The sequence below is a fragment of the Kribbella sp. NPDC051936 genome (assembly GCF_040680955.1).
Taxonomy (GTDB): domain Bacteria; phylum Actinomycetota; class Actinomycetes; order Propionibacteriales; family Kribbellaceae; genus Kribbella.
In genome coordinates this window covers 282,784-306,772 of the sequence record NZ_JBFAXS010000003.1, presented here as the reverse complement: position 1 = coordinate 306,772, position 23,989 = coordinate 282,784, and the positions used below count along the sequence as shown (strand labels likewise).

The 23,989-nt window shown below is 69.9% G+C and carries 21 protein-coding genes; 13 read left to right on the top strand and 8 right to left on the bottom strand.

Going from position 1 to position 23,989, the window contains the following annotated elements; genetic code table 11:
• The first annotated feature begins 27 nt into the window (after positions 1–27).
• Genes AB0L64_RS11690 through AB0L64_RS11680 form a run of 3 tightly spaced genes read left to right on the top strand, consistent with a single transcriptional unit; the run spans position 28 to position 3,658 of the window.
• Entirely contained in the window at positions 28–1,275 is a 1,248-nt protein-coding gene (locus AB0L64_RS11690; protein WP_363710107.1) for an ROK family protein, read from the top strand.
• Positions 1,272–2,417 carry a galactonate dehydratase gene (dgoD, locus tag AB0L64_RS11685; RefSeq protein WP_363710106.1) on the top strand — a complete coding sequence of 382 codons (1,146 nt, stop codon included), beginning with the start codon at positions 1,272–1,274 and terminating at the stop codon, positions 2,415–2,417. Before AB0L64_RS11690 ends, dgoD begins: the two co-directional genes overlap by 4 nt.
• Positions 2,411–3,658 (top strand): alpha-galactosidase, encoded by a 1,248-nt coding sequence (locus AB0L64_RS11680; protein WP_363710105.1) that lies wholly within the window; start codon positions 2,411–2,413, stop codon positions 3,656–3,658. Before dgoD ends, AB0L64_RS11680 begins: the two co-directional genes overlap by 7 nt.
• Positions 3,659–3,665: 7 nt before the next feature.
• Here AB0L64_RS11680 and AB0L64_RS11675 read toward each other — a convergent pair whose 3' ends face one another.
• The 4 genes from AB0L64_RS11675 to AB0L64_RS11660 all read right to left on the bottom strand — a co-directional run bounded on the left by AB0L64_RS11675 (position 3,666) and on the right by AB0L64_RS11660 (position 6,301).
• Positions 3,666–3,944, bottom strand: coding sequence for a hypothetical protein (locus AB0L64_RS11675; protein WP_363710104.1), 279 nt, complete (start codon positions 3,942–3,944; stop codon positions 3,666–3,668).
• 97 nt (positions 3,945–4,041) lie between these two features.
• Positions 4,042–4,386, bottom strand: coding sequence for an NUDIX domain-containing protein (locus AB0L64_RS11670; RefSeq protein WP_363710103.1), 345 nt, complete (start codon positions 4,384–4,386; stop codon positions 4,042–4,044).
• Entirely contained in the window at positions 4,386–5,153 is a 768-nt protein-coding gene (locus AB0L64_RS11665) for a 3-hydroxyacyl-CoA dehydrogenase (RefSeq protein ID WP_363710102.1), read from the bottom strand. The genes AB0L64_RS11670 and AB0L64_RS11665 overlap by 1 nt, the downstream gene beginning before the upstream one ends.
• The gene (locus tag AB0L64_RS11660) at positions 5,153–6,301 is read right to left on the bottom strand and encodes an acyl-CoA dehydrogenase family protein (RefSeq protein ID WP_363710101.1); all 1,149 of its coding nucleotides are present in this window, start codon (positions 6,299–6,301) and stop codon (positions 5,153–5,155) included. Before AB0L64_RS11660 ends, AB0L64_RS11665 begins: the two co-directional genes overlap by 1 nt.
• An 85-nt stretch (positions 6,302–6,386) precedes the next feature.
• Here AB0L64_RS11660 and AB0L64_RS11655 point away from each other — a divergent pair, with 85 nt between their 5' ends.
• From AB0L64_RS11655 to AB0L64_RS11645, 3 genes are all read left to right on the top strand, one after another.
• Positions 6,387–6,971 (top strand): TetR/AcrR family transcriptional regulator, encoded by a 585-nt coding sequence (locus AB0L64_RS11655; protein WP_131460575.1) that lies wholly within the window; start codon positions 6,387–6,389, stop codon positions 6,969–6,971.
• Positions 6,972–7,054: 83 nt separating this feature from the next.
• Positions 7,055–7,933 carry a S1 family peptidase gene (locus AB0L64_RS11650; RefSeq protein ID WP_363710100.1) on the top strand — a complete coding sequence of 293 codons (879 nt, stop codon included), beginning with the start codon at positions 7,055–7,057 and terminating at the stop codon, positions 7,931–7,933.
• A gap of 124 nt (positions 7,934–8,057) precedes the next feature.
• Positions 8,058–8,942: a S1 family peptidase gene (locus tag AB0L64_RS11645; protein ID WP_363710099.1), complete on the top strand. Its 885-nt coding sequence runs from the start codon at positions 8,058–8,060 to the stop codon at positions 8,940–8,942.
• A 48-nt stretch (positions 8,943–8,990) separates the two neighbouring features.
• On the opposite strand, the gene rlmB is transcribed toward AB0L64_RS11645, so the two are convergent.
• Positions 8,991–9,956 carry a 23S rRNA (guanosine(2251)-2'-O)-methyltransferase RlmB gene (gene rlmB / locus AB0L64_RS11640; RefSeq protein ID WP_359934184.1) on the bottom strand — a complete coding sequence of 322 codons (966 nt, stop codon included), beginning with the start codon at positions 9,954–9,956 and terminating at the stop codon, positions 8,991–8,993.
• Position 9,957: 1 nt separating this feature from the next.
• Positions 9,958–11,391: a cysteine--tRNA ligase gene (gene cysS, locus AB0L64_RS11635; protein ID WP_363710098.1), complete on the bottom strand. Its 1,434-nt coding sequence runs from the start codon at positions 11,389–11,391 to the stop codon at positions 9,958–9,960.
• 132 nt (positions 11,392–11,523) lie between these two features.
• Here cysS and AB0L64_RS11630 point away from each other — a divergent pair, with 132 nt between their 5' ends.
• The 3 genes from AB0L64_RS11630 (at position 11,524) to AB0L64_RS11620 (ending at position 14,422) form a co-directional block, all read left to right on the top strand.
• The gene (locus tag AB0L64_RS11630) at positions 11,524–12,360 is read left to right on the top strand and encodes a lysozyme (protein ID WP_363710097.1); all 837 of its coding nucleotides are present in this window, start codon (positions 11,524–11,526) and stop codon (positions 12,358–12,360) included.
• 31 nt (positions 12,361–12,391) lie between these two features.
• Positions 12,392–12,949, top strand: coding sequence for a GNAT family N-acetyltransferase (locus tag AB0L64_RS11625; protein ID WP_363710096.1), 558 nt, complete (start codon positions 12,392–12,394; stop codon positions 12,947–12,949).
• A 180-nt stretch (positions 12,950–13,129) separates the two neighbouring features.
• Positions 13,130–14,422: a peptidase C39 family protein gene (locus AB0L64_RS11620; protein ID WP_363710095.1), complete on the top strand. Its 1,293-nt coding sequence runs from the start codon at positions 13,130–13,132 to the stop codon at positions 14,420–14,422.
• A 64-nt stretch (positions 14,423–14,486) separates the two neighbouring features.
• On the opposite strand, the gene AB0L64_RS11615 is transcribed toward AB0L64_RS11620, so the two are convergent.
• Complete coding sequence (locus AB0L64_RS11615; RefSeq protein WP_363710094.1) at positions 14,487–16,190, bottom strand: DUF2207 domain-containing protein; 1,704 nt, start codon at positions 16,188–16,190, stop codon at positions 14,487–14,489.
• A 60-nt stretch (positions 16,191–16,250) separates the two neighbouring features.
• Between AB0L64_RS11615 and AB0L64_RS11610 the strand changes: the two genes are divergently transcribed.
• The 3 genes from AB0L64_RS11610 (at position 16,251) to AB0L64_RS11600 (ending at position 21,033) form a co-directional block, all read left to right on the top strand.
• Positions 16,251–17,393 (top strand): neutral zinc metallopeptidase, encoded by a 1,143-nt coding sequence (locus AB0L64_RS11610; RefSeq protein ID WP_363710093.1) that lies wholly within the window; start codon positions 16,251–16,253, stop codon positions 17,391–17,393.
• Between the two features lie 26 nt (positions 17,394–17,419).
• Positions 17,420–18,751: a neutral zinc metallopeptidase gene (locus AB0L64_RS11605; RefSeq protein WP_363710092.1), complete on the top strand. Its 1,332-nt coding sequence runs from the start codon at positions 17,420–17,422 to the stop codon at positions 18,749–18,751.
• Positions 18,752–20,031: 1,280 nt separating this feature from the next.
• Positions 20,032–21,033, top strand: coding sequence for a neutral zinc metallopeptidase (locus AB0L64_RS11600; protein WP_363710091.1), 1,002 nt, complete (start codon positions 20,032–20,034; stop codon positions 21,031–21,033).
• Positions 21,034–21,058: 25 nt separating this feature from the next.
• Here the strand turns inward: AB0L64_RS11600 and AB0L64_RS11595 are convergent, their stop codons facing one another.
• Positions 21,059–22,759, bottom strand: a complete 1,701-nt coding sequence (locus tag AB0L64_RS11595) for a DUF2207 domain-containing protein (protein WP_363710090.1) — start codon at positions 22,757–22,759, stop codon at positions 21,059–21,061.
• Between the two features lie 68 nt (positions 22,760–22,827).
• Here AB0L64_RS11595 and AB0L64_RS11590 point away from each other — a divergent pair, with 68 nt between their 5' ends.
• Positions 22,828–23,973: a neutral zinc metallopeptidase gene (locus AB0L64_RS11590; protein WP_363710089.1), complete on the top strand. Its 1,146-nt coding sequence runs from the start codon at positions 22,828–22,830 to the stop codon at positions 23,971–23,973.
• Positions 23,974–23,989: the final 16 nt, after the last annotated feature.

Here is a 23,989-nt window from a genome sequence, read left to right as displayed (position 1 = left end):
ACCGCTGGTTCGCCGATACTCGTCGTCGTGACTGCGAAGGACACCGGATCCCTGCGAGCGTTGCGACGCACCAACTCCGAGCGCATGCTCTCCGCGCTGATGGAGCACGGCGCGCTGCACCGCGCGGAGCTCGCGCGGATCTGCGGCGTCTCGCGAACGACGGTGTCGACGATCGTGGCCGACCTGATCACCGGCGGGGTCGTCGTCGAGGTCGTCGGCGACCAGGTCGCCCGGGCCGGGATCGACGCGTCCGAGGTCGACGGCCGGGCCCGCGGCTTCCTCAGGGCGAACCCGGCCGCCGGTGCCGCCGCCGGCCTCGACTTCACCCTCGAGCGTGTCTGGTGCCACCTCACCGACCTGTCCGGCGAGACGCTGGCCAGCGACGGGGTTCGCACGGCGCGGGACACGCCATGGCAGGAGCGGCTCACGGCCGGCGTCGCGCTGCTCGACGAGCTCCTCGAGAGCACCGGGCGGCATCGCGACAACCTCGTCGGAGTCGCGATCGGCGTGCCCGGACCGCTCGACCTGCAGACCGGTGTCGTCGGTCCGTCGCTGCCGGGACAGGCCTGGGCCGGGGTGAACGTGGCGGCGGAGTTCGGCCGGCATCTCGCGGTGCCCGTGCTGGTGGAGAACAACACCCGGCTGGAAGCGGTGGCCGAGTTCACCTGGGGCGCGGGCCGGGACGTCCGCGACGTGCTCTACCTCGGGCTGTCCACCGGGATCGGCTCCGGACTGCTGGTCGACGGCAACCTTCACCACGGCGGCGCGCGCGGTGGCGGCGGCGAGATCGGCCACCTGTCGGCGGACTCGACCGGTGCGCCGTGCCCCTGCGGGAATCGCGGCTGCCTGGTGCAGTATGCGTCGGTGCAGGCCGTGCTCGCGGCGCTGGCGCCGGTGCTCGGCGAGGATGCCGGCCTCGACGAGCTGCTCGCGTCCGCGGCCGACGGACAGCCGGAAACCTTACGGGTGCTCCGTGAAGCCGGTGAGCTGACCGGCCGGGTGCTCGCGAACATCTGCAACCTGCTCAACCCGGAGCGGATCATCGTCGGCGGTGAGCTCGCCCGCGCGGGCGACCTGATCCTGGACCCGATCCGCGCCACCCTGCGCCGGACGGCGATGACGCTGACCCGCGACGCCGACGTCGTCGCGGCCGAGCTCGACCTCGGCGCCCGTGCCGGTGCCTCCGGCGCCGCCGCCCTGGTGCTCCGCCAGACCGACCAGCTGGTCGCCGCCCTGCTCTCCGCTCCCGACCGGCAACCGAATGAGGCCTCGTGAAGATCGTCGGATACGAAACGTTCCTGGTGGCGCCGCGGTGGCAGTTCCTGCGGATCGACACCGACGAAGGGATCAGCGGCTGGGGTGAGCCCATCGTCGAGGGACGTGCCGAGGCGGTCCAGGGCGCGGTCACGGCCCTGATGGAGTACTTGGTCGGCACCGATCCGCTGCGGATCGAAGAGCACTGGCAGGTGATGGCCAAGGGCGGCTTCTACCGCGGCGGCCCGGTGCTGTCGAGCGCGCTGGCGGGGATCGACCAGGCGTTGTGGGACATCAAGGGGCGCTTCCACGACGTCCCTGTGCACGAGCTGCTCGGCGGGCCGGTCCGGGACCGGGTGCGCGTCTACACCTGGGTCCACGGCCGCGACAACGCACAGCTCGTCGACGAGGCGAAAGCCAAGGTGGAGAAGGGCTTCACGGCCGTCAAGCTCAACCTGTCCGAGGCGCTGCCCCCGATCCCGTCGGCCGCCCAGCTCCGGGCCTCGGTGAGCCGGGTCGAGGCGCTCCGCGACGCGCTCGGCGACGGCGTCGACATCGCGCTCGACTTCCACGGCCGGTTCAGCACGGCCGCCACGCGGCAGATCCTGCCGCTGCTCGAGCCGCTGCTGCCGATGTTCGTCGAGGAGCCGGTGCTGCCCGAGTTCGCCCGCGACCTGCGCCGGATCACCGAGTCGACCAGCATCCCGATCGCCACCGGCGAGCGGTTGTTCTCCCGCTGGGACTTCCGCGACGTGCTGCCCACCGGGATCGCGGTCGCCCAGCCGGACATCTCGCACGCCGGCGGCATCTCCGAGGTGCGCCGGATCGCCGCGATGGCCGAGGCGTACGACGTGAGCGTCGCGCCGCACTGCCCGCTCGGGCCGATCACGCTGGCCGCGAGCCTGCAACTCGACTTCGCCGTCCCGAACTTCCTGATCCAGGAGCAGAGCCTCGGCATCGAGTACGGCGGCGGCAACGCGGTGCTCGACTACCTGGTGGACCCGGGCGTTTTCGCCTTCACCGACGGGCATGTACAACGCCCCGCCGGTCCCGGTCTGGGCATCGAGGTCGACGAGGACGCCGTCCGGGCCGCGGCCGCGGAGCCGCACCGCTGGCGGTCGCCTGTGCTGCGCCACGACGACGGTTCGTTCGCCGAATGGTGAGCGCGCCGACCCCGCCGATGGGGTGGAACAGCTGGGACTGCTTCGGGACGACGGTCACCGAGGCCGAAGTCCTCGCGAACGCACAGGTCATGCACGACCGGTTGCTGCCGTTCGGGTGGGACACAGTCGTCGTCGACATCGCCTGGTACGACCCGACCGCCCGCTCGCACGGCTACAACGAGAATGCGCCGGTCGTCCTGGACGACCACGGCCGCCAGCTGCCGGCGCCGCTGCGGTTCCCCTCAGCCGCGGGCGGCGCCGGCTTCGCGCCGCTGGCCGCGAAGGTGCACGCGCTCGGGCTGAAGTTCGGCCTGCACATCATGCGCGGCATTCCGCGGCGGGCGGTCGAGCTCGACCTCCCGGTGTACGGGACGGAGTGGACGGCGCGGCAGATCGCGGATCCCGATCACGTGTGCCCGTGGAACCCGGACAACCTCGGGCTGAACCACGACCACCCCGGCGCGCAGGCGTACTACGACGCGCAGGTCGCGCAGTTCGCCGCCTGGGGCGTGGACTTCGTGAAGGCGGACGACATGCTCGCGCCGTACCACGATCGGGAGATCGCGGCGTATGCGCGGGCGATCGAGCGGAGCGGGCGGGACATCGTGCTGTCGTTGTCGCCCGGCACCCACCTGTCGACGCACCACGTCGAGCATCTGCGGGCCAACGCGCAGCTGTGGCGGATCTCCGACGACCTGTGGGATCGATGGGAGGATGTGCACGCGCAGTTCGCCCGGCTCGCGCGCTGGGCGCCGTTCCAGCAGGCCGGCGGTTGGGCGGACGCAGACATGCTGCCGCTCGGCCACATCGGCATCCGCGCCGAGCGCGGCGCCGACCGGGACAGCCGCCTCACCGTCGACGAGCAGAAGACGCTACTCACCCTGTGGGTCATGGGCCGCTCACCCCTGATGATGGGCGGCGACCTGCCCACCACGTCGCCGGAAACCCTTGCACTCTTGGCGAATCCGGCGCTCGCGAAGGTCCTCGCTACCTCGTCCGACGGCCGGGAGATCGTCCGCGAGCCGCTCGACGACGGCGAGCTGATCGTCTGGACGGCCCAAGGTGAGGGCTGCTCCTACGCAGCGTTGTTCTGGACCGGCGCCGCGCCGCGCGAGGTCGCGCTCCCTGCCGAACTTCCCGCCCCGGCCGCCGACCTGTGGACCGGCGGCCAAACGACCGAGCGGGCGTACACCGTGCCTCCGCACGGCGTACGCTGGCTCGAGCTCAGCTCAACGCTCTGAGCGCGACCTACTTGTAGACGACCCACAGCTCGTAGTCGTCGCCCGGGAACGCCGAGCCGTTGATGCACTTGTACTTCGTCCACTTGGTGCCGGCCGCACCGGCGGCATGGCAGTCGGACTGCCAGAAGAAGTCGCCGACGTACTCCCAGTTGTCGGCGACAACAGCCTGCGACGACGCCGGGGCCGCGGCCGGCGCGTCGGCCGCCTGGGCGGCCGGTACGGCGAGGCTGCCCGCCGCGATCGCTCCACCGGCCAGGACACCGTAGAAAACCCTGCGAATGTTCATGATCCGTGCCTTTCGTGGTTGGGTCGAGCACTTCGAGAGTGCCGCTCGAACCAGCCACGCGCACCCCGTTTCGGATCACCCCGAAAGGGGCCGAAAGCTACTTGATGAGGGCCGCAAGCAACCACTTCGAGAGTGGCGCATCCCCCAGTTCCTGAACGTCCTTCACCCATCGCGCCTCGGCGATCTCCGGCGGCACGAGCAGGCCCAGTTCCTCGTGCACCTCGCGCGCAGCGGCCTGGGCGGGGGTTTCGCGGGCGGGGTTGTAGCCGCCGCCGGGCAGGGCCCAGCGGCGGGTGTCGGTGTACGAGTGGCGGACGACGAGGAAGCGGCCGTCCGGCCGGCGGAGCAGCGCCTTTACGCCGGAGGTGGTGGGTTTGCGGATTCGCCACCAGAGTTGGAGGAAGGGCGAGCCTGCGCGCAGCAGGACCGCGCGGGCGCGCATCAGCGTGGTGGCATGCGGAGGGCGCCGTCGAGGCGGATGACCTCGCCGTTCAGGAGCTGGTTGTCGAGGATGTGCCGGACCAGCGCGGCGTACTCCGACGGCTTGCCCAGGCGGGACGGGTGCGGGACCTGCCGCTCGAGGACCGTGCGGGTCTCCTCGGGAAGCCCGGCGAGCATCGGCGTCTCCATCGTGCCCGGCGCGATCGTGACGACCCGGATGCCCTTGTCGGCGAGGTCTCGCGCGGCGGTCAGCGTGAGCGCGACGATCCCGCCCTTGCTCGACGCGTACGCCGCCTGCCCGACCTGCCCGTCGTACGCCGCGATCGACGCCGTCATCACCACGACGCCGCGGTCTCCGTCGGCGCCTGGCTCGGAGGCGATCATCCGCTCGGCGGCCAGCCGGAGCACATTGAAGGTGCCGATCAGGTTGATCTCGATCACCTGCCGGAACGTTGCGAGCGGCAACGGGCCCTTGCGGCCGACGACCCGGCCGGGCGTCGCGACGCCGGCGCAGTTCACGACCACGCGCAGCGTGCCGAGCGCCTCGGCCGCGTCGAGCGCCGCGCTCACCGCGGTCTCGTCGGTGACGTCGGTCGGCGCGAACACCACCCGATCACCCAGCTCGTCGGCGACGGCCTTACCCGCGGACGAGGGCAGGTCGACGATCACCACCCCGAGCCCGTCCGCCGCCAGGCGTCGTACCGTCGCCTCTCCGAGCCCGGAACCACCACCGGTGACCAGGGCGACGTCGGACGGGCTGAACTCCATCACATGCTCCTCAACAGGTCGCGGCTGATCACCAGCCGCTGGATCTGGTTCGTACCTTCGAAGATCTGGGTCACCTTGGCCTCGCGCATGTACCGCTCGGCCGGGAACTCCCGGGTGTAACCGTACCCACCGAGCACCTGGACGGCATCGGTCGTGACCTTCATCGCCGCGTCCGTGCAGACCAGCTTGGCGATCGCGGCCTCCCGGGTGAACGTGCGGCCCAGATCGCGGCGCCGCGCGGCGTGCAGGTACGTCGCCCGCCCGGACTCGACCGCCGCGGCCATGTCGGCGAGCAGGAACTGCACACCCTGGAAGTCCGCGATCGACTGCCCGAACTGCTGCCGCTGTTTCGCGTACGACGTGGCGACGTCGAGCGCTGCTTGTGCCAGACCGACCGCGCAGGCCGCGATCCCGAGCCGGCCGGAGTCGAGCGCGGACAGTGCGATCCGCATCCCGTCACCCTCCGCACCGATCAGGTTGCCGGCCGGGACCCGGACGTCGTCGTAGTTGACCAGCGTGGTCGTGGATCCGGTCAGGCCCATCTTGCGCTCCGGGGCCCCGAAGCTGAGGCCGTCGGTGCCGGCCGGCACGTGGAACGCCGAGATGCCGTGCGTCCGGTCGTCGGAGGTCCGCGCGAAGGTGGTGTAGAAGTCCGCGTGCGAGCCGTGACTGATCCACGCCTTGGTCCCGTTCAGGACGTACGAGTCCCCGTCCCGCACGGCCCGCGTCGTCATCGCGGTGATGTCGGAGCCGGCCTGCGGCTCGGACAGCGCGTACGCGCCGAGCAGTTCACCGCCGATCATGTCCGGCAGCAGCCGCTCGCGCTGCTCGTCGGAGCCGAAATGCGCCAGTCCGTAACTGGTCATCGTGTGCACCGAGACGCCGACGCCGACCGACATCCAGGCGGACGCGATCTCCTCGAGCATCTGCAGGTACACCTCGTACGGCTGCTCGGCGCCGCCGTACTGCTCCGGATAGGGCAGGCCGAGCAGGCCCGCCTTCCCCAGCGTCCGGAACACGGAGCGCGGGAAGGTCTCGCTCTCCTCCGCGTGCGCGGCGTGCGGAGCGAGCTCGTGCTCGCACAGGTCTCGCACCAGGGCGAGCAGATCGATGGATTCGTCAGTGGGCAGGAGTCGGTCGACAGCCATCAGAGCCCCCTCTCAACAACTCCCGGAATGATACTCGGAACGATACTGGAGCACATAGTCCAGTATCGTTCTATGCTGTCTCGATATGACAACAGTCGTTCCGGGGCGGCGCACCCGCCGGCAGTCCGAGCTGCTCGACCGGCTCCTGTCCCTGTTCCTCGAGCAGGGGTTCAGCCGGTTCACCCTGGACGACCTGGCCGCCGAGCTGCGCTGCAGCAAGACGACGCTCTACGCGCTGGCGCCGAGCAAGGAGCAGCTGGCCGTCGAGGTGGTGAAGCACTACTTCAAGAACGCCACCGCGCAGGTGGAGTCCGCGGTCGCCCGGCAGACCCGGCACGACCGGCGGATCGCGGCGTACCTGAACGCGGTCGCCGACGCCCTGCGGCCGGCCAGCCGGACCTTCCTGGACGACGTGGCCACCTTCGCGCCGGCCCGCTCGGTGTACGAGCGGAACACCCGGATCGCGGCCGAGCGGGTCCGGCAGCTGATCGAGGACGGCATCAACCACAAGACCTTCCGGCAGGTCGACATCGCGTTCGCGGCCGAGATGATCGCGCACACCATGCAGGCGATCCAGCGCGGCGACATCGCCCGGCGGACCGGGCTGAACGACGCCGAGGCGTACCGCGAGCTGGCCTCGTTCGTGCTGCACTCTCTGCGGCTCGACTGAACCGTCGGCCCCATTAGGGTTGGTCCCCGTCCTCTTGCTGCCATACCGCGCATCAGAGCCGTACGCCCCGGAAGGCTGATGATATGAAAACTCTCCGACGAACAGCGGCCATGGTGGCGGCCGCCGCCCTCGCCCTGACCGCCGCCGTGCCGGCGGGGGCCGACCCGGTGAAACCGCCCAAGCTGTCCGCGAGGGCGATCACCGCGACCTTGAACGACCAGATCCACACCCCCGGTACGGCGTGGATGACGCGGCCGGACGGGACCGTGCTGGTGTCGTACGACCCGACGGTCACGGGCACGAAGCTGAACAAGCTGACCGGCCTGACCAAGCAGCTCGGCGCGAACGTCAAGCTCGAGAAGCTGCCCGGCAAGCTGCAGAAGTACATCAGCGGCGGCATGGCGACGTACGGCGGCGAGTACAAGTGCAGCGTCGGCTTCAACGTGCAGCGGCGCGGTAAGTACTACTTCCTCACGGCCGGTCACTGCGGTGTCGACGCGGCCCGCTGGTACCAGGACCCGGCCCACAAGGTCTTCACCGGCGCGGTCCACCACGCCGCGTACCCGTACCACGACTACTCGCTGGTCGTGTATAGGACAGACATCCCGCTGAAGGTGCCGGGCGGCAGCGTGTACCTCTACAACGGACGCTCACAGGACATCACCCGGGCGATGAACCCTGGCCTCAACCAGTTGGTGTACCGCTCGGGCGCGACCAGCGGTCTGCACAGCGGGCGGGTGACCGGGCTGAACTCGACCGTCAACTACGGCGACGGGCGCGTGGTCGGCCTGATCCGGACGAACGTCTGCGCCGAGCCCGGCGACTCGGGCGGGCCGCTGTTCTACCGGCAGTACGCCTTCGGCCTCACCTCGGGCGGCTCCGGCGACTGCACCTCGGGCGGTGTGACGTACTTCCAGCCGGTCGTCCAGGCGCTGAACGCGTACGGGGTCTACATCTACTGAGCGCAGGTTTCCCCTACTCTCCGAGATTGTCTGAATACTCAGGGAGATAGTGGGTAGGACTCGTCACGGTTGAGTCAAGGACGCCCCGCCCCGAAGGCGTCCTCATCGTGAGGAGGCATCAACCATGAACATGTCCCCCTTCCGCCGTACCCTCGCTGTTCTGGCCGCGGCCGGGCTTGCTGCCACCGGACTTCTGGCGACGCAGGCCTCGGCCGCACCGGTCAACCCGTCCAGCCTGTCGGCCGCCGCGATCACGTCCGCCCTGAGCGAGAACGCGACGATCCCCGGTACGGCGTGGCAGACCAACCCGGACGGTCGCATCATCGTGTCGTACGACGAGACCGTCACCGGCGCGAAGTTCTCGAAGCTGACCGGTGTGACCAAGCAGTTCGGCGACCGGATCAAGCTCGAGAAGATGTCCGGCAAGCTGACGAAGTACATCGCCGGCGGCGACGCCATCTACGGCGGGCAGTACCGCTGCTCGCTCGGCTTCAACGTCCGCAGCGGCAGCACGTACTACTTCCTGACCGCTGGTCACTGCGGCAACATCGCGTCCAGCTGGTACGCCAACTCCAGCAAGACCACCCTGCTCGGCACCACGTACGGGTCGAGCTTCCCGGGCAACGACTACGCGATCGTGAAGTACAGCACGTCGTACACGAACCACCCCGGGACGGTGGACCTCTACAACGGCTCGTCCCAGGACATCACGTCCGCCGGCAACGCCTCGGTGGGGCAGGCGGTCAAGCGCAGTGGTAGCACGACCGGTGTGCACAGCGGCTCGGTCACCGCGACCAACGCCACGGTGAACTACGCCGAAGGCACCGTCACCGGCCTGATCCGCACCACGGTGTGCGCGGAAGGCGGCGACTCCGGCGGCGCGCTGTTCGCCGGCTCGGTGGCCCTCGGCCTCACCTCCGGCGGCTCCGGCAACTGCTCCTCCGGCGGCACCACCTACTTCCAGCCCGTCACTGAAGTACTCTCCCGCTACGGCGTGAGCGTCTACTGATCCACACAGCTGCGCCCCGGACCATCCTGGTCCGGGGCGCAGTCGTGGTCAGCTCGCGCGGCGGCGGGAGATCTCGTAGAGGGTGACGCCGGCCGCGATGCCGGCGTTCAGCGACTCGGTCGCGGACGTCATCGGGATCGAGACGATCAGGTCGCAGTTCTCCCGGACCAGGCGGGCCAGGCCCTTGCCTTCGGAGCCGATGACGAGGACGAGCGGCTCGGTCGCGGCCTCGAAGGACGGGAGGTCGACGGCGCCGTTCATGTCCAGGCCGATGACCAGCAGGCCGGCTTCCTTGTAGGACTTGAGGGCCCGGTTCAGGTTGCCCGCGCGGGCGACCGGGATGCGGGCCGCGGCGCCTGCCGAGGTCTTCCAGGCCGAGGCGGACATCGACGCCGTCCGGCGCTCCGGTACGACGACGCCGTGCGCGCCGAACGCGGCCGCGGAGCGGGTGATCGCCCCGAGGTTGCGCGGGTCCGTGACACCGTCGAGCGCCACGATCAGCGGCACCTCCTGCGCCTCGTACGCCCGGTCCAGCAGGTCGTCGGGATGCGCGTACTCGTACGGCGGGATCTGCAACGCGACGCCCTGGTGGGCGCCGCCCGCGGTGACCCGGTCGAGCTCCGTCCGCGGCACCTCGAGCACCGACACACCGGTCTCGACCGCGACCAGCAGCGCCTCGCGCAGCCGGGCGTCGCGTTCGGTGCCTTCGGCAACGTGCAGCGCCGCGGCCGGTACGCCGGCCCGCAGCGCCTCGACCACCGGGTTCCGCCCGTACACCCACTCGACCGTGGAGTCGCCGTCCTTGCGCGACGGGCGCCGCGAACGCTGCTCCCGCTCCTTGGCCCGCTCGGCCGCCTTCGCCCGCTTGTGGGCCGGATGCTTGACCCGGTCCACCGCCTTCGGCGTCGGCCCCTTGCCCTCGAGTCCGCGGCGGACCCGGCCACCGGAACCGGCCGTCGGGTTGCCCCGCGGCTTCTTCCGGATGGCACCCTTGCGCTGGCTGCTGCCTGGCACGTCAGTTTCCTTCGTCGGTGGTAGTTGTCGCGAGAGACCAACGCGGTCCCTGCGGTGTGTCCTCGACGACGACGCCGAGCGCCTTCAACTGGTCGCGGACGTCGTCCGCGGCGGCGTAGTCCTTGCGTGCCCGGGCCGCCTGCCGCTGCTCGAGCAGAGCCTTCACCAGCCCGTCGACGACCTCGGTGAGGGCGTCGCTGCCGCCGGCGCGCGACACCCACGGCTCGGCCAGCGGGTCCAGGCCGAGCACGCCGAGCATCCCGCGCACCGCCGCCAGCACCTCGCGCAGCGCCTCCGAGTCGCCGTCGGCGACCAGTTTGTTCCCGTCGCGAACGGTGTTGTGCAGCACGGCCATCGCCGCCGGCGTCCCCAGGTCGTCGTCCATCGCGGCCACGAAGTCGCCGGGCAGGTCGGCCGCGGGCTCGGCCCCGCCGGTCACCTCCGCGGCCCGGTGCACGAAGCCCTCGAGTCGCTGGAAGCTCTTCGCCGCCTCGTCGAGCGCCTCGAACGAGAACTCGACGACCGAGCGGTAGTGCGACTGGACCAGGTAGTACCGCAGCTCGATCGGGCGGACCCGCTCGACCACGTTCCGCACGATCGCGCTGTTGCCCATCGACTTCGACATCTTCTCGCCGGCCGTCGTGACGAGCGCGTTGTGCATCCAGAACCGGGCGAACTTCTGCCCGACCGCGGTCGACTGGGCCAACTCGTTCTCGTGGTGCGGGAACCGCAGGTCCAGCCCGCCGCCGTGGATGTCGAACTCGTCGCCGAGGTACTTGCCGGCCATCGCCGAGCACTCCAGGTGCCACCCCGGGCGGCCGCGGCCCCACGGCGTCGGCCACGAGGCGGTCCGCGGCGTCCCCTCGACGTATCCCTTCCAGAGCGCGAAGTCGCGCGGGTCCCGCTTGCCGCGCGGGTCCGCGTCCTCGGCGGCCTCCATGTCGTCGATCCGCTGGTGCGACAGTGCGCCGTACTGCGGCCAGGAGCGGACGTCGAAGTAGACGTCACCCGATCCGTCGGGCGCGACGTACGCGTGCCCGCGGTCGATCAGCTGCTCGATCATCTCGAGCATCTCCGGGATGTGCCCGGTGGCGCGCGGCTCGTACGTCGGCGGGCGGCAGCCGAGCACGTCGTACGCCCAGTGCAGCTCGCGCTCGAACTCGTAGGCGTGCGCCCACCACGGGATGCCGCGCTCGGCGGACTTGGCGAGGATCTTGTCCTCGATGTCGGTGACGTTGGCGATCACGGTCACGTCGTAGCCGGACCGCTCCAGCCAGCGCCGCAGGACGTCGAAGACCACTTCCTTGTAGATGTGCCCGACATGCGGGGCACCCTGCACCGTCAGCCCACAGTGGTAGATCCCGACCTTGCCCGGGTGGACCGGCTCGAAATCTCGCACTGCTGCTGTTGCGGTGTCGTACAAGCGAAGTGTCACCGGTCAAGGGTAACGGGAGGTGACGCCGGTAAATAATCACCGAACAACCGGCCTCCAGGGTTGGTTGTTACCGAATGCGGGTAAGACCATCGCCGAGCGCTCTGTCCGCCCCTCATCGCTCTGGAGGAAACCGTGAAGTCCGCCCTTTTCACGGGTGCCGCCGTCGCTCTTGGCCTGATCCTGGCCTCGACCGGCTCCGCCCAAGCCAGCACAGCAAGCCCCACCCCGCAGCCCACCGCTCAGGCCCGCCAGCACGGCATCAGCAAGGCCGGCGACGCCTACATGGGCTGGACGCAGAACACCACCACCACCAGCAGCAGTGCCGCCGCGCCCGCCGACATGGGCACCGCGGCCACCGTCGAAGGCATCGACGTGTCCAGTCACCAGGGCAACGTCGATTGGGCCTACTGGTGGGGTCAAGGCAAGCGGTTCGCATACGTGAAGGCGACCGAAGGTACGTCGTACAAGAACCCGTACTTCGCCCAGCAGTACAACGGGTCCTACAACGTCGGCATGATCCGCGGCGCGTACCACTTCGCCCTGCCGAACAGCTCCAGCGGCGCGACGCAGGCCAACTACTTCGCCAGCAGCGGCGGCGGCTGGTCCCGTGACGGCAAGACGCTGCCGGGTGCGCTCGACATCGAGTACAACCCGTACGGCGCGACCTGCTACGGGCTGAGCGCGTCCGCGATGGTCAGCTGGATCCGCGACTTCCTCAACACCTACAAGTCCCGTACCGGACGCGACGCGGTGATCTACACCAACTACGACTGGTGGAGCCGGTGCACCGGTAACACCACCGCGTTCAACTCGACGAACCCGCTGTGGGTGGCGCGCTACTCCTCCACGGTGGGGACGCTGCCGGGCGGCTGGCCGTTCTACACGTTCTGGCAGTTCACCTCGTCGCCGATCGACCAGAGCCACTTCAACGGCGCGTACGACCGGCTGCAGGCACTCGCCAACGGCTAAACGGGTTGCGGTGGTCGCATAGTCTCGATCGGTGAGCTACTCGCTGCCGATCGAGACTGACCGCCTGACCCTTCGACGCTACGTCGAGAACGACTACGACGACCTGCTGAAGCTGCAGTCCAACCCCGACGTCACCCGTTATCTGCTGTACGACGTACGGACGCCGGAGCAGGTCAAGGAGGCCCTCACGGGCCGGTTGGCCGATGTCCCGATGGACACCGACGGTCAAGCGCTCACCGTCGCGGTCGTCCTGCGGGACACCGGCCGGCACCTGGGTGAGGTCACGCTGTTCATGAACAACGTCGAGCAGCGCACCGGCGAGATCGGGTACGTCTTCCACCCGGAGTCGCACGGCCACGGGTACGCCGCGGAGGCGTCGGCCGAGCTGCTGCGGCTCGGCTTCGAGGAGCTCGGCCTGCACCGGATCATCGCCCGTCTGGACGCGCGCAACACGGGGTCGGTCAAGCTGCTCGAGCGGCTCGGCCTGCGGCAGGAGGCGCATTTCGTGCAGAACGAGTACCTCAAGGGCGAGTGGACCGACGAACTGGTGTTCGCGATGCTCTACAGCGAGTGGGACAAGCGTTCGTAAGTTTTTGCCCGCGGCGCGCCGTCTTGATGACAGCAACTGCCGCCGCAGCTACCGTCGGAACATGACTGTGCTGATGCCACGCCTCCGGCGCGGCGGGTCATGGGGCTGTAACTCCCGGCCTTCCCTCGTCGCTCCGGTCGCTGCGCTCCCTCCGCTCCTCAGTCCAGGCCGGGAGGCCCCATGACCAGCGCCCGTTCCGTCACCGCCCTGATGCTCGGGGTGGTCGTGCTCAGCGCCGGCACCTTGCCGAGCGAAGCCGTCAAGGTCGCACCGGCCCGGCAGGTCGCCTATCGGACCTGGACCTCGAGCGCCGACTTCCAGTCCGGCCAGCAGTTCGGCACCACGGTCGCCGACGGGGCCCTCGCCTTCGGTACGTCGACCGGCACCACGTCGTACGTCGACCCGTTCGGCGACGGCACCGCCAAGTCCTACGACCGGACCAGCTGGGTCTCGCCGCAGGTCAGCACCGGCTTCGGGTTGACCGAGCTGGTCGCCTCCTGGAACGCGACCACGCCGCCCGGGACCTGGGTCGAGGTCTCGTTGGCAGGGACGACAAATCTCGGCACCACCACGAAGTGGTACGTGCTCGGCCGCTGGTCCGGCGGCGACGACACCGCGGCCGGCGACATCCACCGGACGTCCGTGCCGAGCCAGGGCGACGCCGACGGTTCCGTTGCCGTCGACACCTTCCAGGCCGCGACCGGCAAGTGGCTGGACCGCTGGCAGCTGAAGGTCACCCTCTACCGGCTGAGCGGTACGACGCAGTCCCCAGTGGTCCGCTCCGTCGGGGCGATGGCATCCCGGCTGCCGTCGGACAAGAAAGTTGCCGTCAGCCCCCTCGGCGGCGCGGAGGGCATCGTTCTCGACGTACCGACGTACTCGCAGGAGACGCACATCGGCCACTACCCGCAGTGGGACGGCGGTGGCGAGGCCTGGTGCTCGGCGACCTCGACGGCGATGGTCCTCGACTACTGGGGCGCCGGTCCGACCGCGGCCGAAACGGCATGGGTCGATCCAACCGATCCCGATCCACAGGTGGACCACTCGGCGCGGTCCGTCTTCGACTACGCGTACGACGGTGCGGGCAACTGGCCGTTCAACACGGCGTACGCCGGCTCGCGCGGCGTGGACGCCTTCGTCACCCGGCTGCGTTCGCTGACCGAGGCGGAGCAGTTCATCAAGGCGGGGATCCCGCTGATCGCGTCGCTGTCGTTCAAGAAGGGCGACCTGCCCGGCGCGGGCTACGGGACCAACGGGCACCTGATGGTCATCGTCGGCTTCGACCAGGCAGGCAACGTGGTCGTCAACGACCCGGCGTCGCATCTGATCGCCAGCAACGACCAGGTGCGGACGACGTACGACCGGGAGGCGTTCGAGAACGCCTGGGTGCCGCACTCGGGCGGACTGGTCTACGTGCTCCACCCCGAGAGCACACCGTTGCCGGCGCCAACAGATCCGCAGCACAACTGGTAGGGCCACCAGAAACGACAGTGCCCGCCACGCCGGGGCGGCGTGGCGGGCACTGTTCTTGTGGACCTCAGCGGGCGAAGAGTGCGCCCGTCAGGTTCGTGGTGAGGTTGCGCAGCGAGTCCGGCAGGTAGTGCAGGTGCCAGCCGCTCGGACCGCGGTACCAGGTGAAGCCCTCGTCCGCCTCGTCCGGCGTGGTGTCGGTCGCGACGAGTGCGTCGATCCAGCGCTCCGAGCCGCCGAGCACAACGGCGTACGGCAGGGCGCGTGAGCAGAGCTCGGCGTGCTGGTCGGTCGGCAGTTCGCTGACGTCCATCTCCAGCAGCTCGCCGCGGATCGCCGCGACCTGGCCGAGGACGCGACCGGCGGCCGGGGCCTTGGCCGGCATGTAGCGGCCGACCACGAGCAGGCCGACACCGACCAGCGTGATGGCCAGGCCGAGCAGGCCCCAGGTCGTCAGGAGGGCCAGCAGGACAGTGGCGACGACACCGACGACCGTCGTCGCGATACCGATCGTTGCCCACAGCGACCGAGTGCGGTCCGGGCGCTCGGTGAACCAGCCGCGCTTGACCACACCGTCGTACAGGGCGTCCTGGACCTGCGCCAGGTTCGCGCGGACCTGCTTGCCCAGCTCCGACACGAGCACCGAGTCGGCGTCGCCGAAGATCGCGCGGATCAGGACGTTCTCGTACCGCTGCAGCTCCTCGGCGGGCGCGCTCGAGACCCGGCGCAGCTCCCAGTCCGGCCGCGCGAACTCGGTGCTGTGCTCGAGCTCGGTGATCGTCAGGTGACCGCGGACGGCCAGGTCGATGATCGTCGCGGTCACGTCGACCGGGTCGATCCGCTCGTCGATCAGCGTGCCGACCTCACCGGGCCGCAGGTCGGACGGCGGCGTGAAGTCGATCCGCGCGTCGGTGCCGAGGCTGAACAGCGACGCCGGGACGACGCGCCGCGGGTCGATCTGGTCCCGGCCGCGCAGCCGGTACAGCGCGAACAGCGCGATCGCGCCGAGCAGCAGCACCGCCAGCGCGGTGATCAGCTGGGCTGTGTCGGTGGAGAAGGCGCGCTTGAAGGTGTGCCGGTACTCGATGATCGAGTTGTCGGCGATCTGGCCCTTCGGGAAGCCGACGGCCATCCGGACCGTGTTGCCCGGCGGCAGGGCGGTCTGCTGGAAGGTCGGGCCGGAGGTCTCGCCGATCTGCGCCAGCGAGCACGGGATGTTGCTGTCGATCGGGCCCGCGAAGCAGGAGACGTGCGAGACCTCGGGGACGCTGAAGACCACGTTCGCGGTCTGGATCGGGAGGCTGATCCCGGTCAGCGGCGCGAACCGCACCTCGGTGCCGTCCAGGGTCTTCGCCACCGCGCCCTTCACGGTGTACGTGAAGTCGAGTTGCGTCGTACCGCTGCTGACGTCCGGGACGGCGATCGACGTGACGTCGCCCTCGGTCTTCAGCTCGGCCTTCTTGTCCTGGCCGCCGGCCTTGACCGTCAGATCGCCGATCTCCTGGACGTGGTCGATGTCGTCGGGCAGGTGGTCCCGCGTGACGATGAACCGGGTGAAGGTCCCGTTCACATTGCTGAGCTTCCAGGTCTCGGCGACCCGGAGCAGGCCGTCGCGCTCGACCCGGACCTGGCTGTCGTAGTTGGTCACCACCGGATCGGCGGCGGCGCTGGTTGCGTCCGCGGCTGCGGCGCTGCTCGCACCGGCTGGGACAGTGGACAGGCCGAGCAGGCCGAGGGCACACAGGGATAGCCCGAGGAGACGTAGACGCATCGCCCAATCACACCGTAGAGAGAGGGTCAGGTTGACACCGGGCACGATAGCGTCTGGGGAGTGTCAGGCAACCAATGGGGACCGGGACCCGGCCAATTCGGCCCGCCGCCGCAGCAGGGCTACCAGGGTGGTCCTCCGCCGCAGTACTCCGTGCCCCCGCAGTACTACGCGCCTCCGCCGCCGCCCGGCCCGCAGTACGGATGGGGACCGTTGCCACCGCAGCCGCCCCGGAAGAAGTCCGGGGGTACGGCGCTGCTCGTCGTCGCACTCCTCGCGGTGGTCGCGGCCGGCGGCGTGTTCCTGGTTGTGAAACTCACACAGGGCGGCGACGGACCGGCCGCGACCGCGCCGGTTGCCAGGGAGTCCGTAACGCCTGAGCCGACAACACCATCTGTCCCGGCCACCACCGTGCCGTCGAAGACCGTTGCACCGCCGCCACGGGCAACGACCACCACGACGACGAAGGTCACCCCGCCGAAGCCGGTGCAGACCGTCAGCACGGCGACGTTCAACGCGACGCACCGGCTGTACAAGACCGGTGCGATGCGAACGGTGAACTGCAAGCAGGCCCGGACCGGGCTCGGCAACGGCTCACAGTCGTTGGCCTACTTCAAAGCGATCAAGACCTGCCTCGACCGCGCCTGGCCCAAGCAGGTCGCCGCGTCCGGCGGCCGCTACCGGTCACCCGGACTGATCGTCTGGGGCGGCTCTGTTACTACACCGTGCGGCAGTGGCGTCGGCCGCTCGTTCTACTGCCCGACGACGCACACCATTTATATGGAGTCGCCGTCGATCGTCACCTTCTACAAGCAGAACCCGACGTTCGGCCGGATGGTCGGCACCTTCACCATGGCGCACGAGTACGCGCACGCGGTGCAGTGGATGACCGGGCTCGGCGTGGCCTACGAGAAGCTCCGGTACGACGCGTCCGCCGCCGGAGCGTTGCAACTGAGCCGACGGCTCGAACTGCAGGCCTCCTGTCTCGGCAACGTGTTCCTCGGCGCCAACCGCGGCAGCTACGGGATCACCGGGTACGCGTACCAGATGTGGCTGTACGACGTGAACAACAGCGGCGACCGGCCGCCGTACCCGCGGGACCACGGCAGCACGACCAACCACGGAGCCTGGAGCCGAGCGGCCTTCCAGAGCCGTAACCCGGCCGGCTGCAACACCTGGTCCGCGTCGCCTGCCCGAGTAAGTTGAGCCCTGGCTCCGGTAGCGTCCCGGGTGTGTCAGGCAACCAATGGGGACCACCGCCCGGGCAGCAGTACCCGCCGCAGCAGCCGCCTCCGCCCTGGCAGCAAGGGCCGGGGTACGGCGGCACACCGCCTCCTGGTCGCCCGCCTGGCCCACCACAAGGACCACCCCAGGGCCCGCCGTACCAGGGGCCGCCGCAAGGGCCGCCCTACCAGGGGGCGCCGTTTCCCGGGCAGCCGTTCCACGGACAGTCGTTCCAGGGGCAGTCGTTCCAGGGACAGCCGCTCCCGGGGCCCGGGCAGCCGCAGTTCGGCTGGGGCGCGCCGCCTGGCGGAGCGAAGCCGCCGAAGAAGGGGCGCGGCGGGCTGATCGCCGTGTTCGTGCTGCTCGGTGTGCTCGTAGTCGGTGTGATCGGGCTCAGAATCGTGTCGTCGGTGCTCAAGCACAACGGCGACCCGTCGTACGCCGAACCGACCACCACGACGTCGTACAGCCCGACGAACGAGCCGACGCAGAAGCCGTCCGCCAGCCCGACCAGCGCCGAGCCGACCACCACCCGGCCGACCACACAGGCGCCGCGGCCGACCACGTCGCGGTCGACCACGACCGCGACCAGCAAGCCGACGACGAACCCGGGTCCGACAGACAGCGACCTGGTGCTGCGGAACAGGCTGTACAAGGCCGGCGCGATGACCTCGGTCGGCTGCAAGGAGTCCAGGGCACGGCAGAGCACGGTCGCCGGTGCGCGGGCCAACTACAAGAACCTGGTGGGCTGTCTGAACAAGGCATGGGCGCCGCTGGTGACCAAGGCCGGCGGGCGGTTCCGGGCGCCGGCCGTGCAGATCTTCAGCGGTACGATCACGACGCCGTGCGGAACCCACAGCGACTCCGGGCCGCCGTTCTTCTGCGGCACCACCGACACCATCTACATGAACCTCACCGAGGACATCGGCAACTACAACCGCTACCCGCAGAGCTACCAGAAGGTGTGGGCGCGGATGTGGATGCTGCACCAGTTCGCCCACGAGTACGGGCACCACATCCAGAACAACATGGGGATCCTGCAGGCGTACGCGCGGATCCGGTACGAGCGGCCGACGTACGCGATGGAACTGCAGGACAGCCGGCGGCTCGAACTCCAGGCGTCCTGCTTCTCCGACATCTTCATCGGCGCGAACCGGCGCAGCTACCCGATCACCGGGCAGTCGCTGTTCCAGTGGCGCTGGCTGATCGGGCACGTGACCGACGACGCGAACGACCACGGCGACGCCAACAACCACCAGTACTGGGCGACCCGCGGATGGAACGCCCGCAACCCGAGCGCCTGCAACACCTTCGTCGCACCTGCCGCCAAGGTGCAGTGAGGGGCGAGAGCGGTCCAGTTCGGGGCGACCGGCCGAGATAGCTAGCCTGGTGGATCCGGATCGCGCAAAGTATGTCCGGGGGGAGGCGGCTTCGGCGCCCCACCAACCAGCTGTAGGAAGCAAGGTCGTGAGGAGCATCGATGTCGGACAACAGGAACCAGCCCCCGGGGAGCGACCCGGCTGACGATCAGCCGGACCGCCCGCAGGAGCCCGTTCCCGGTCAGGACCAAGGTCGTGGGTGGTTCGGCTCCCGGGACAACGAGGGCGGACCTCGTGGGGACGTTCCCGGTGAGCAGGGCCGTGGGGAAGGTCAGCCGGCCACCTGGTGGACCGGCGACACCGACGCCAAGCGGGAGTTCGGCAACCCGGGCCAGTCCGAACAACCCGCCAACAACTGGTTCGACGGCGGCTGGGACCCCACCCGCCGAGAACACCCGGACCAGCCCGCCCCAGGCAGGTCCGCCCCTCCGCAGTCCGGTTCCCCGTGGGCCGGCCCATCCCAACCCGGCCCATCCCAACCCGGCCCATCCCAACCCGGCCCGGCGCACGGCGGTCCGAGGCAGGGCGGTCCGGGCCAGTCCGGCTCAGGTCAATCGGGTCCGGGTCAGCCCGGCCCTTCGTGGGGCAGCCAGTCGCAGTCCGGCGCGGGTCAGTCGGGCCCGTCGTGGGGTGGTCCGCCTCAGAGCGGTCCCGGGCAGTCTGGGCAGGCCGGTTCGGCGCAGGGTGGCTCTGGTGGGTCGGGGTCTGGGCGGCAGGGGGTATCGCAGCCTGGTCCTGGGCAGTCTGGTTCTTGGCAGTCCGGGTCTAACCCATCGGGGCCGCCCGCAACCAGCCCGTGGCAGTCGAGCCCGCAACAGTCGGCTCCCCAGTCCGGTCCCTCGCAGTCCGGTCTCCCCCAGCCGAACCAGGGCCGGCCCGGCCAGCCCGAACCGAACCAGGCCTCGCAGGCCGCGGGAGCTTCCTGGGGAACCCAGTCCTGGACGCTGCAGACTGGCAGCACCCAAGGCGACTCGCAGACCAACTCGCCACAATCTGGCGGGCCGGGTGGGCCGGGGTGGTCGGCTACGGGGCAGTCGGAGTCAAGTGCTTGGCAGGCTTCGCCTTCGCAGCAGCAGGCTCGGCCGGAGCAGAGCGGGCCGCACTCGGAAGGCTCTTACCTCTGGGGACCGCAAGGTGGACAGAGCCAGCAGCCGGCCTCCCCGTGGAGCAACGCCCTCCCACCGCAGCAGCAGTCCGGCCCCCGCCACGCCGCCCCTCAGGGAGGCAACCAGATCGGCCCGATGGGCCAGCCGGTCCAGCAGTCCCCGACCTGGCAGTACCCGCCCATCCCGATCCCGCAGCCACCGGGCGGCCGGCGGCGGCGTAAGAAGAAGATGTCCCGCGTGCTGCTGATCGGCCTGGTCGTGCTCGCGGTCCTGGTCGTCGGCGGCGGCGTCACGCTCGTCGTCCGCGGGCTCAGCGGCGGCGAACCCGAGGCGAAGCAGACCCCGACCACGGCTCCGTCGTCGGAGACCCCGTCCCAGACGCCCTCGGAGAGCCCGTCCCCGTCGACGCCGCGCGGCCCGACGGTCGACGAGGTCGTCAAGGGCAGCCGGCTGTACTCGATCGGCCCGGTCGCCGCGTCGAAGTGCGCGGAGCCGCCGTTCGCCCCGGTCACCGTCGCGGCGGCACAGCAGTACTACAACCGCCTGCTGCCCTGCCTGAACCGCACCTGGTGGCTCGCGATGAAGAAGGCGAACCTCCCGTTCCGCAACCCCAAGGCCGTCGTGTACGTCGGCAAGGTCCCCTCGCCGTGCGGCATCCAGCGCAGCGCGCGGGCGGCGTACTGCACCGCGAACGAGACGATCTACCTGCCGTTCAGCCGCGACAACGCGTACTACAAGAGCAACCCGGTCTACACCCGGGCGATCATGCTGAACAACTTCGTCCACGAGTACGGCCATCACGTCCAGAAGCTGAGCGGGATCCTCGCCGCGTCGATGTCGCGGCAGCAGAGCATGACGCCGAACCAGAAGCTGACCGAGAGCCGCCGGCGCGAGCTGCAGGCGACCTGTCTCGGCGCGGTCTACCTCGGCGCGAACGCGGCGTACGTCCCGATGAACGGCGTGCTGCTGAACAACTGGAAGTTCCTGATCTCGCACTCGGGTGACGACTACGCCCGGCCGCGGGTGCACGACCACGGCAACCGGGTCAGCAACTACCAGTGGTCGATCGCCGGCTACAACAGCAAGAAGCCGGACTCCTGCAACACCTTCACCGCGGCCGACGTCCGGGTGAACTAGACCGCGGTACGGCGACCGCCGCCCGTCAGCCGAACAGCCGGCGGGCGGTGGTCAGCGAACCGCCGAACGACGTCACGAAGTTGCTGAGCGACTCCCCGATGTCGGACAGGTGCCAGTTCTCCGGACCGGAGTACCAGCCGATGCCCGCGTCGGGGTCGTCGTCGTCATCGGTCGCGGCAATCTCCAGCGCCCACTTCTCGGTCAGCCCGAGCACCGCGGCGTACGGCAGGCAGCGGGACGCGAACTCGAGCCGGTGGCTGTCCGGGAGGTCGGCCGACGACTCGTTGGCCAGGTAGTGCTGCAGACCGGCCACCCGGCCCAGTACGGCGGCACCACGCGCGGTGCGGGCCGGCGCGGCCTGTCCGACGAGCGCGAGCACCAGACCGGCCGCCATGACCGCAAGGCCGACCAACGCGAACTTGCTGACGATCGCGAGCACGATCGTCAGCACGACGCCCGCACCGAGCAGCACCACGCCGGCGGTGGTCCACCGGTTCCGGACCGCGTCCGGACGGTTGTTGAACCAGCCCTGCGTGACGACATCGGCGTACAGCTGCTCGCGGACCAGGTTGAGGCGCGGCCGCAGCGACGGGCCGAGTGCGGAGACGAGCACCGTGTCGCCGTCGGCGAACACCGCGTCCAGCAGGGCCTTCTCGTACGCCAGCAGCTCGGGGCCGCCCGGGTGCAGCCGCTGCAGCTCCCAGTCCAGCTTGCCGAAGTGCGACTCGCGCGGCTGCTCGACGATGGTCAAGTAGTTGCGCACAGCAAGGTCCAGCAGGGTCGCGGTGATGTCGACGACGTCGGCGGTCTCGTCCACCACGGTGCCGACCTGGCCCGGCCGGATGCCGTCCGGCGCGGCGAACTGGGGGCCGTCGGCGCCGTCGAGCACCGGACGCTCCGGCGCGCCGTCACCGACCTTCGCTGCGTCCCGGCCGCGGAAGAACCACAGGCCGACCGCACCGAGGAGCCCGAGCCCGAACACGAGCACCGCCAGGCCGCCGGTGGTCGTGTCCACGGTGAACGCCCGCCCGAGCGACCAGCGGGTGGAGTACTGCGCGTTGGGCTGCACGCTCGCCTGGTCGCTCAGCCCGGTCAGGAACGTCACCCGGCCACCGGCTGGTACGCCGTTCTGCTCGATCTCCAGCGCGGCCGACTCGCCCAGCTGCGACGACGTACACGGCATGCTCGACCCGGCGCGGCCGGCGAAACAGGTCACCCAGGTCGCGAACGGGACGCCGACGCTCAGCTCGGCGTTCGGGATCGAGGTACCGAAGCCCTGCACGATCGGCCAGCTCACCTGGCGGCCGTCGATCGAGTCGGCGACCACGTTGCCGACGGTGTAGCTGTAGACGATCTTCGACTCGCCGGACACGTTCAGCGTCAGCTTGCGGCCGTCGTCGGTGCTCTCGTTCTGGAAGCCCTGGGCGGGCTGCCCGTTCACGGTCGCGGAGACGTCCTTCAGCTCGTACGTCCGGTCGCGCTCGGCGTCGGACCGGACCCGGTCGGCCAGCGTGCGGCTGAACGTCGTACCGCCGGCGGTCAGGTCGACGGTCTCCTTGACCTGCAGCTCACCGTCCTTGGTCAGCGTCGCCTCCGCGGAGTACGCCGTGATCTGGTCGTCGGCCAGGATCCCGGCCTGGGCAGGCAGCATGCCGAGAGCAACGACCAGTGGGGCGGTCAGAGGCATCAGCAGGGCAGCCGTGAGGAGGCGGCGCTTCGGTGACATGGGTCGAGAGTAGTCTCGTGCCGGTTCGCGCAGCGAACTCGACCGACCGACCATATGGAGGCCAGAGCGTGAGCAGCCCGTACGGCTACGGCGGACCGCCGCAGGGCGCACCGCAAGGCAGGCCGGTCGGCCCGCCGCCCGGTGTCCTGCCCCCACCGCAGTCCGCACCGTGGCCGCCGCAGCAGGGCCAGTACGCACCTGGGCCGATGCAGGGCTCTCCGCAAGGTATGCCGTACCCGGGCCAGCAGTACCCGGCCCAGTGGCAGCCGTACCACGGGGGCCCGGGTCAGTTCAACGGGTTCCAGCCGCCGCGGAAGCGGGGCGGACCGCTGCGCCTGGTTCTGCTCAGCTTCGTGCTCCTCACCTTCATCGGCGTGTCCGTGGCGGTGCTGGCCGCACTGCTGGGCTCCAGCGGCACCGACACGACGGCGGAGCCCACGGTGAGCGGCGGTCCGTCGATCGTGCCGACGCCCACGACGACCCCGGAGAAGGGCACCGCCGAGGACTTCTTGCTGAACGCCGACGTCTACCGCACCGGTCCGCTGCTGGAGCAGAACTGCCCCGCGGCCAACCTCGGCAGCGCCGGCCTGGCGGCGCAGAAGGTCTACTACCAGCGCCTCTTCAAGTGCCTGAACGACGCGTGGCGCCCGGCCTTCCACGAACTCGGCCAGGACAAGCCGGACCCGGGCCTGGTCGTCTTCGACCAGCCGGTGACGACCGCGTGCGGTAACTTCCAGCCGCTGTCCGGACGGGTGCTGGCGTTCTACTGCTACGGCAACCAGGTGATGTACGTCGACGTGAAGCAGATGAACAAGGCGTTCGGGCCGCAGCAGGACCTGGCCTATCTGATGACGATCGCGCACGAGTACGGTCACCACGTCCAAGGCGTCACCGGGCTGTTCTACGCCCGTATGGCCTATCTGCAGGACCACCCGGACGAGAAGCTGGAGAGCTCGCGGCGCAACGAGTTGCAGGCGTCGTGCTTCGGCGGCGTGTTCAGCAAGGCGGTCGCGAAGTCGTACCCGCTGACGGACCGGCTGGACGAGTTCAAGGAACAGTCCAGCAACAGCTTCGGCGAGTCCCCGAGCACACCCGAGGACGAGCGGACGCACGGTTTGGCGACCAGCCAGGGCTTCTGGATCCAGAACGGTTTCAACATCGGCGAGAACAAGGCGTGTGACACGTTCGCGGTACCGGCCGACCTGGTGAAGTAACCGATCCGCTCCACCG

Excerpts from the sequence above, each read along its gene's own strand:
- AB0L64_RS11600 (WP_363710091.1), top strand. The coding sequence starts at position 20,032 with ATGGGCCAGCCGGTCCAGCAGTCCCCGACCTGGCAGTACCCGCCCATC.
- AB0L64_RS11680 (WP_363710105.1), top strand. The coding sequence starts at position 2,411 with ATGGTGAGCGCGCCGACCCCGCCGATGGGGTGGAACAGCTGGGACTGC.
- AB0L64_RS11650 (WP_363710100.1), top strand. The coding sequence starts at position 7,055 with ATGAAAACTCTCCGACGAACAGCGGCCATGGTGGCGGCCGCCGCCCTC.
- AB0L64_RS11660 (WP_363710101.1), bottom strand. The coding sequence starts at position 6,301 with ATGGCTGTCGACCGACTCCTGCCCACTGACGAATCCATCGATCTGCTC.
- AB0L64_RS11665 (WP_363710102.1), bottom strand. The coding sequence starts at position 5,153 with ATGGAGTTCAGCCCGTCCGACGTCGCCCTGGTCACCGGTGGTGGTTCC.
- AB0L64_RS11655 (WP_131460575.1), top strand. The coding sequence starts at position 6,387 with ATGACAACAGTCGTTCCGGGGCGGCGCACCCGCCGGCAGTCCGAGCTG.
- AB0L64_RS11645 (WP_363710099.1), top strand. The coding sequence starts at position 8,058 with ATGAACATGTCCCCCTTCCGCCGTACCCTCGCTGTTCTGGCCGCGGCC.
- AB0L64_RS11670 (WP_363710103.1), bottom strand. The coding sequence starts at position 4,386 with ATGCGCGCCCGCGCGGTCCTGCTGCGCGCAGGCTCGCCCTTCCTCCAA.
- AB0L64_RS11615 (WP_363710094.1), bottom strand. The coding sequence starts at position 16,190 with ATGCGTCTACGTCTCCTCGGGCTATCCCTGTGTGCCCTCGGCCTGCTC.
- AB0L64_RS11595 (WP_363710090.1), bottom strand. The coding sequence starts at position 22,759 with ATGTCACCGAAGCGCCGCCTCCTCACGGCTGCCCTGCTGATGCCTCTG.
- AB0L64_RS11675 (WP_363710104.1), bottom strand. The coding sequence starts at position 3,944 with ATGAACATTCGCAGGGTTTTCTACGGTGTCCTGGCCGGTGGAGCGATC.
- AB0L64_RS11620 (WP_363710095.1), top strand. The coding sequence starts at position 13,130 with ATGACCAGCGCCCGTTCCGTCACCGCCCTGATGCTCGGGGTGGTCGTG.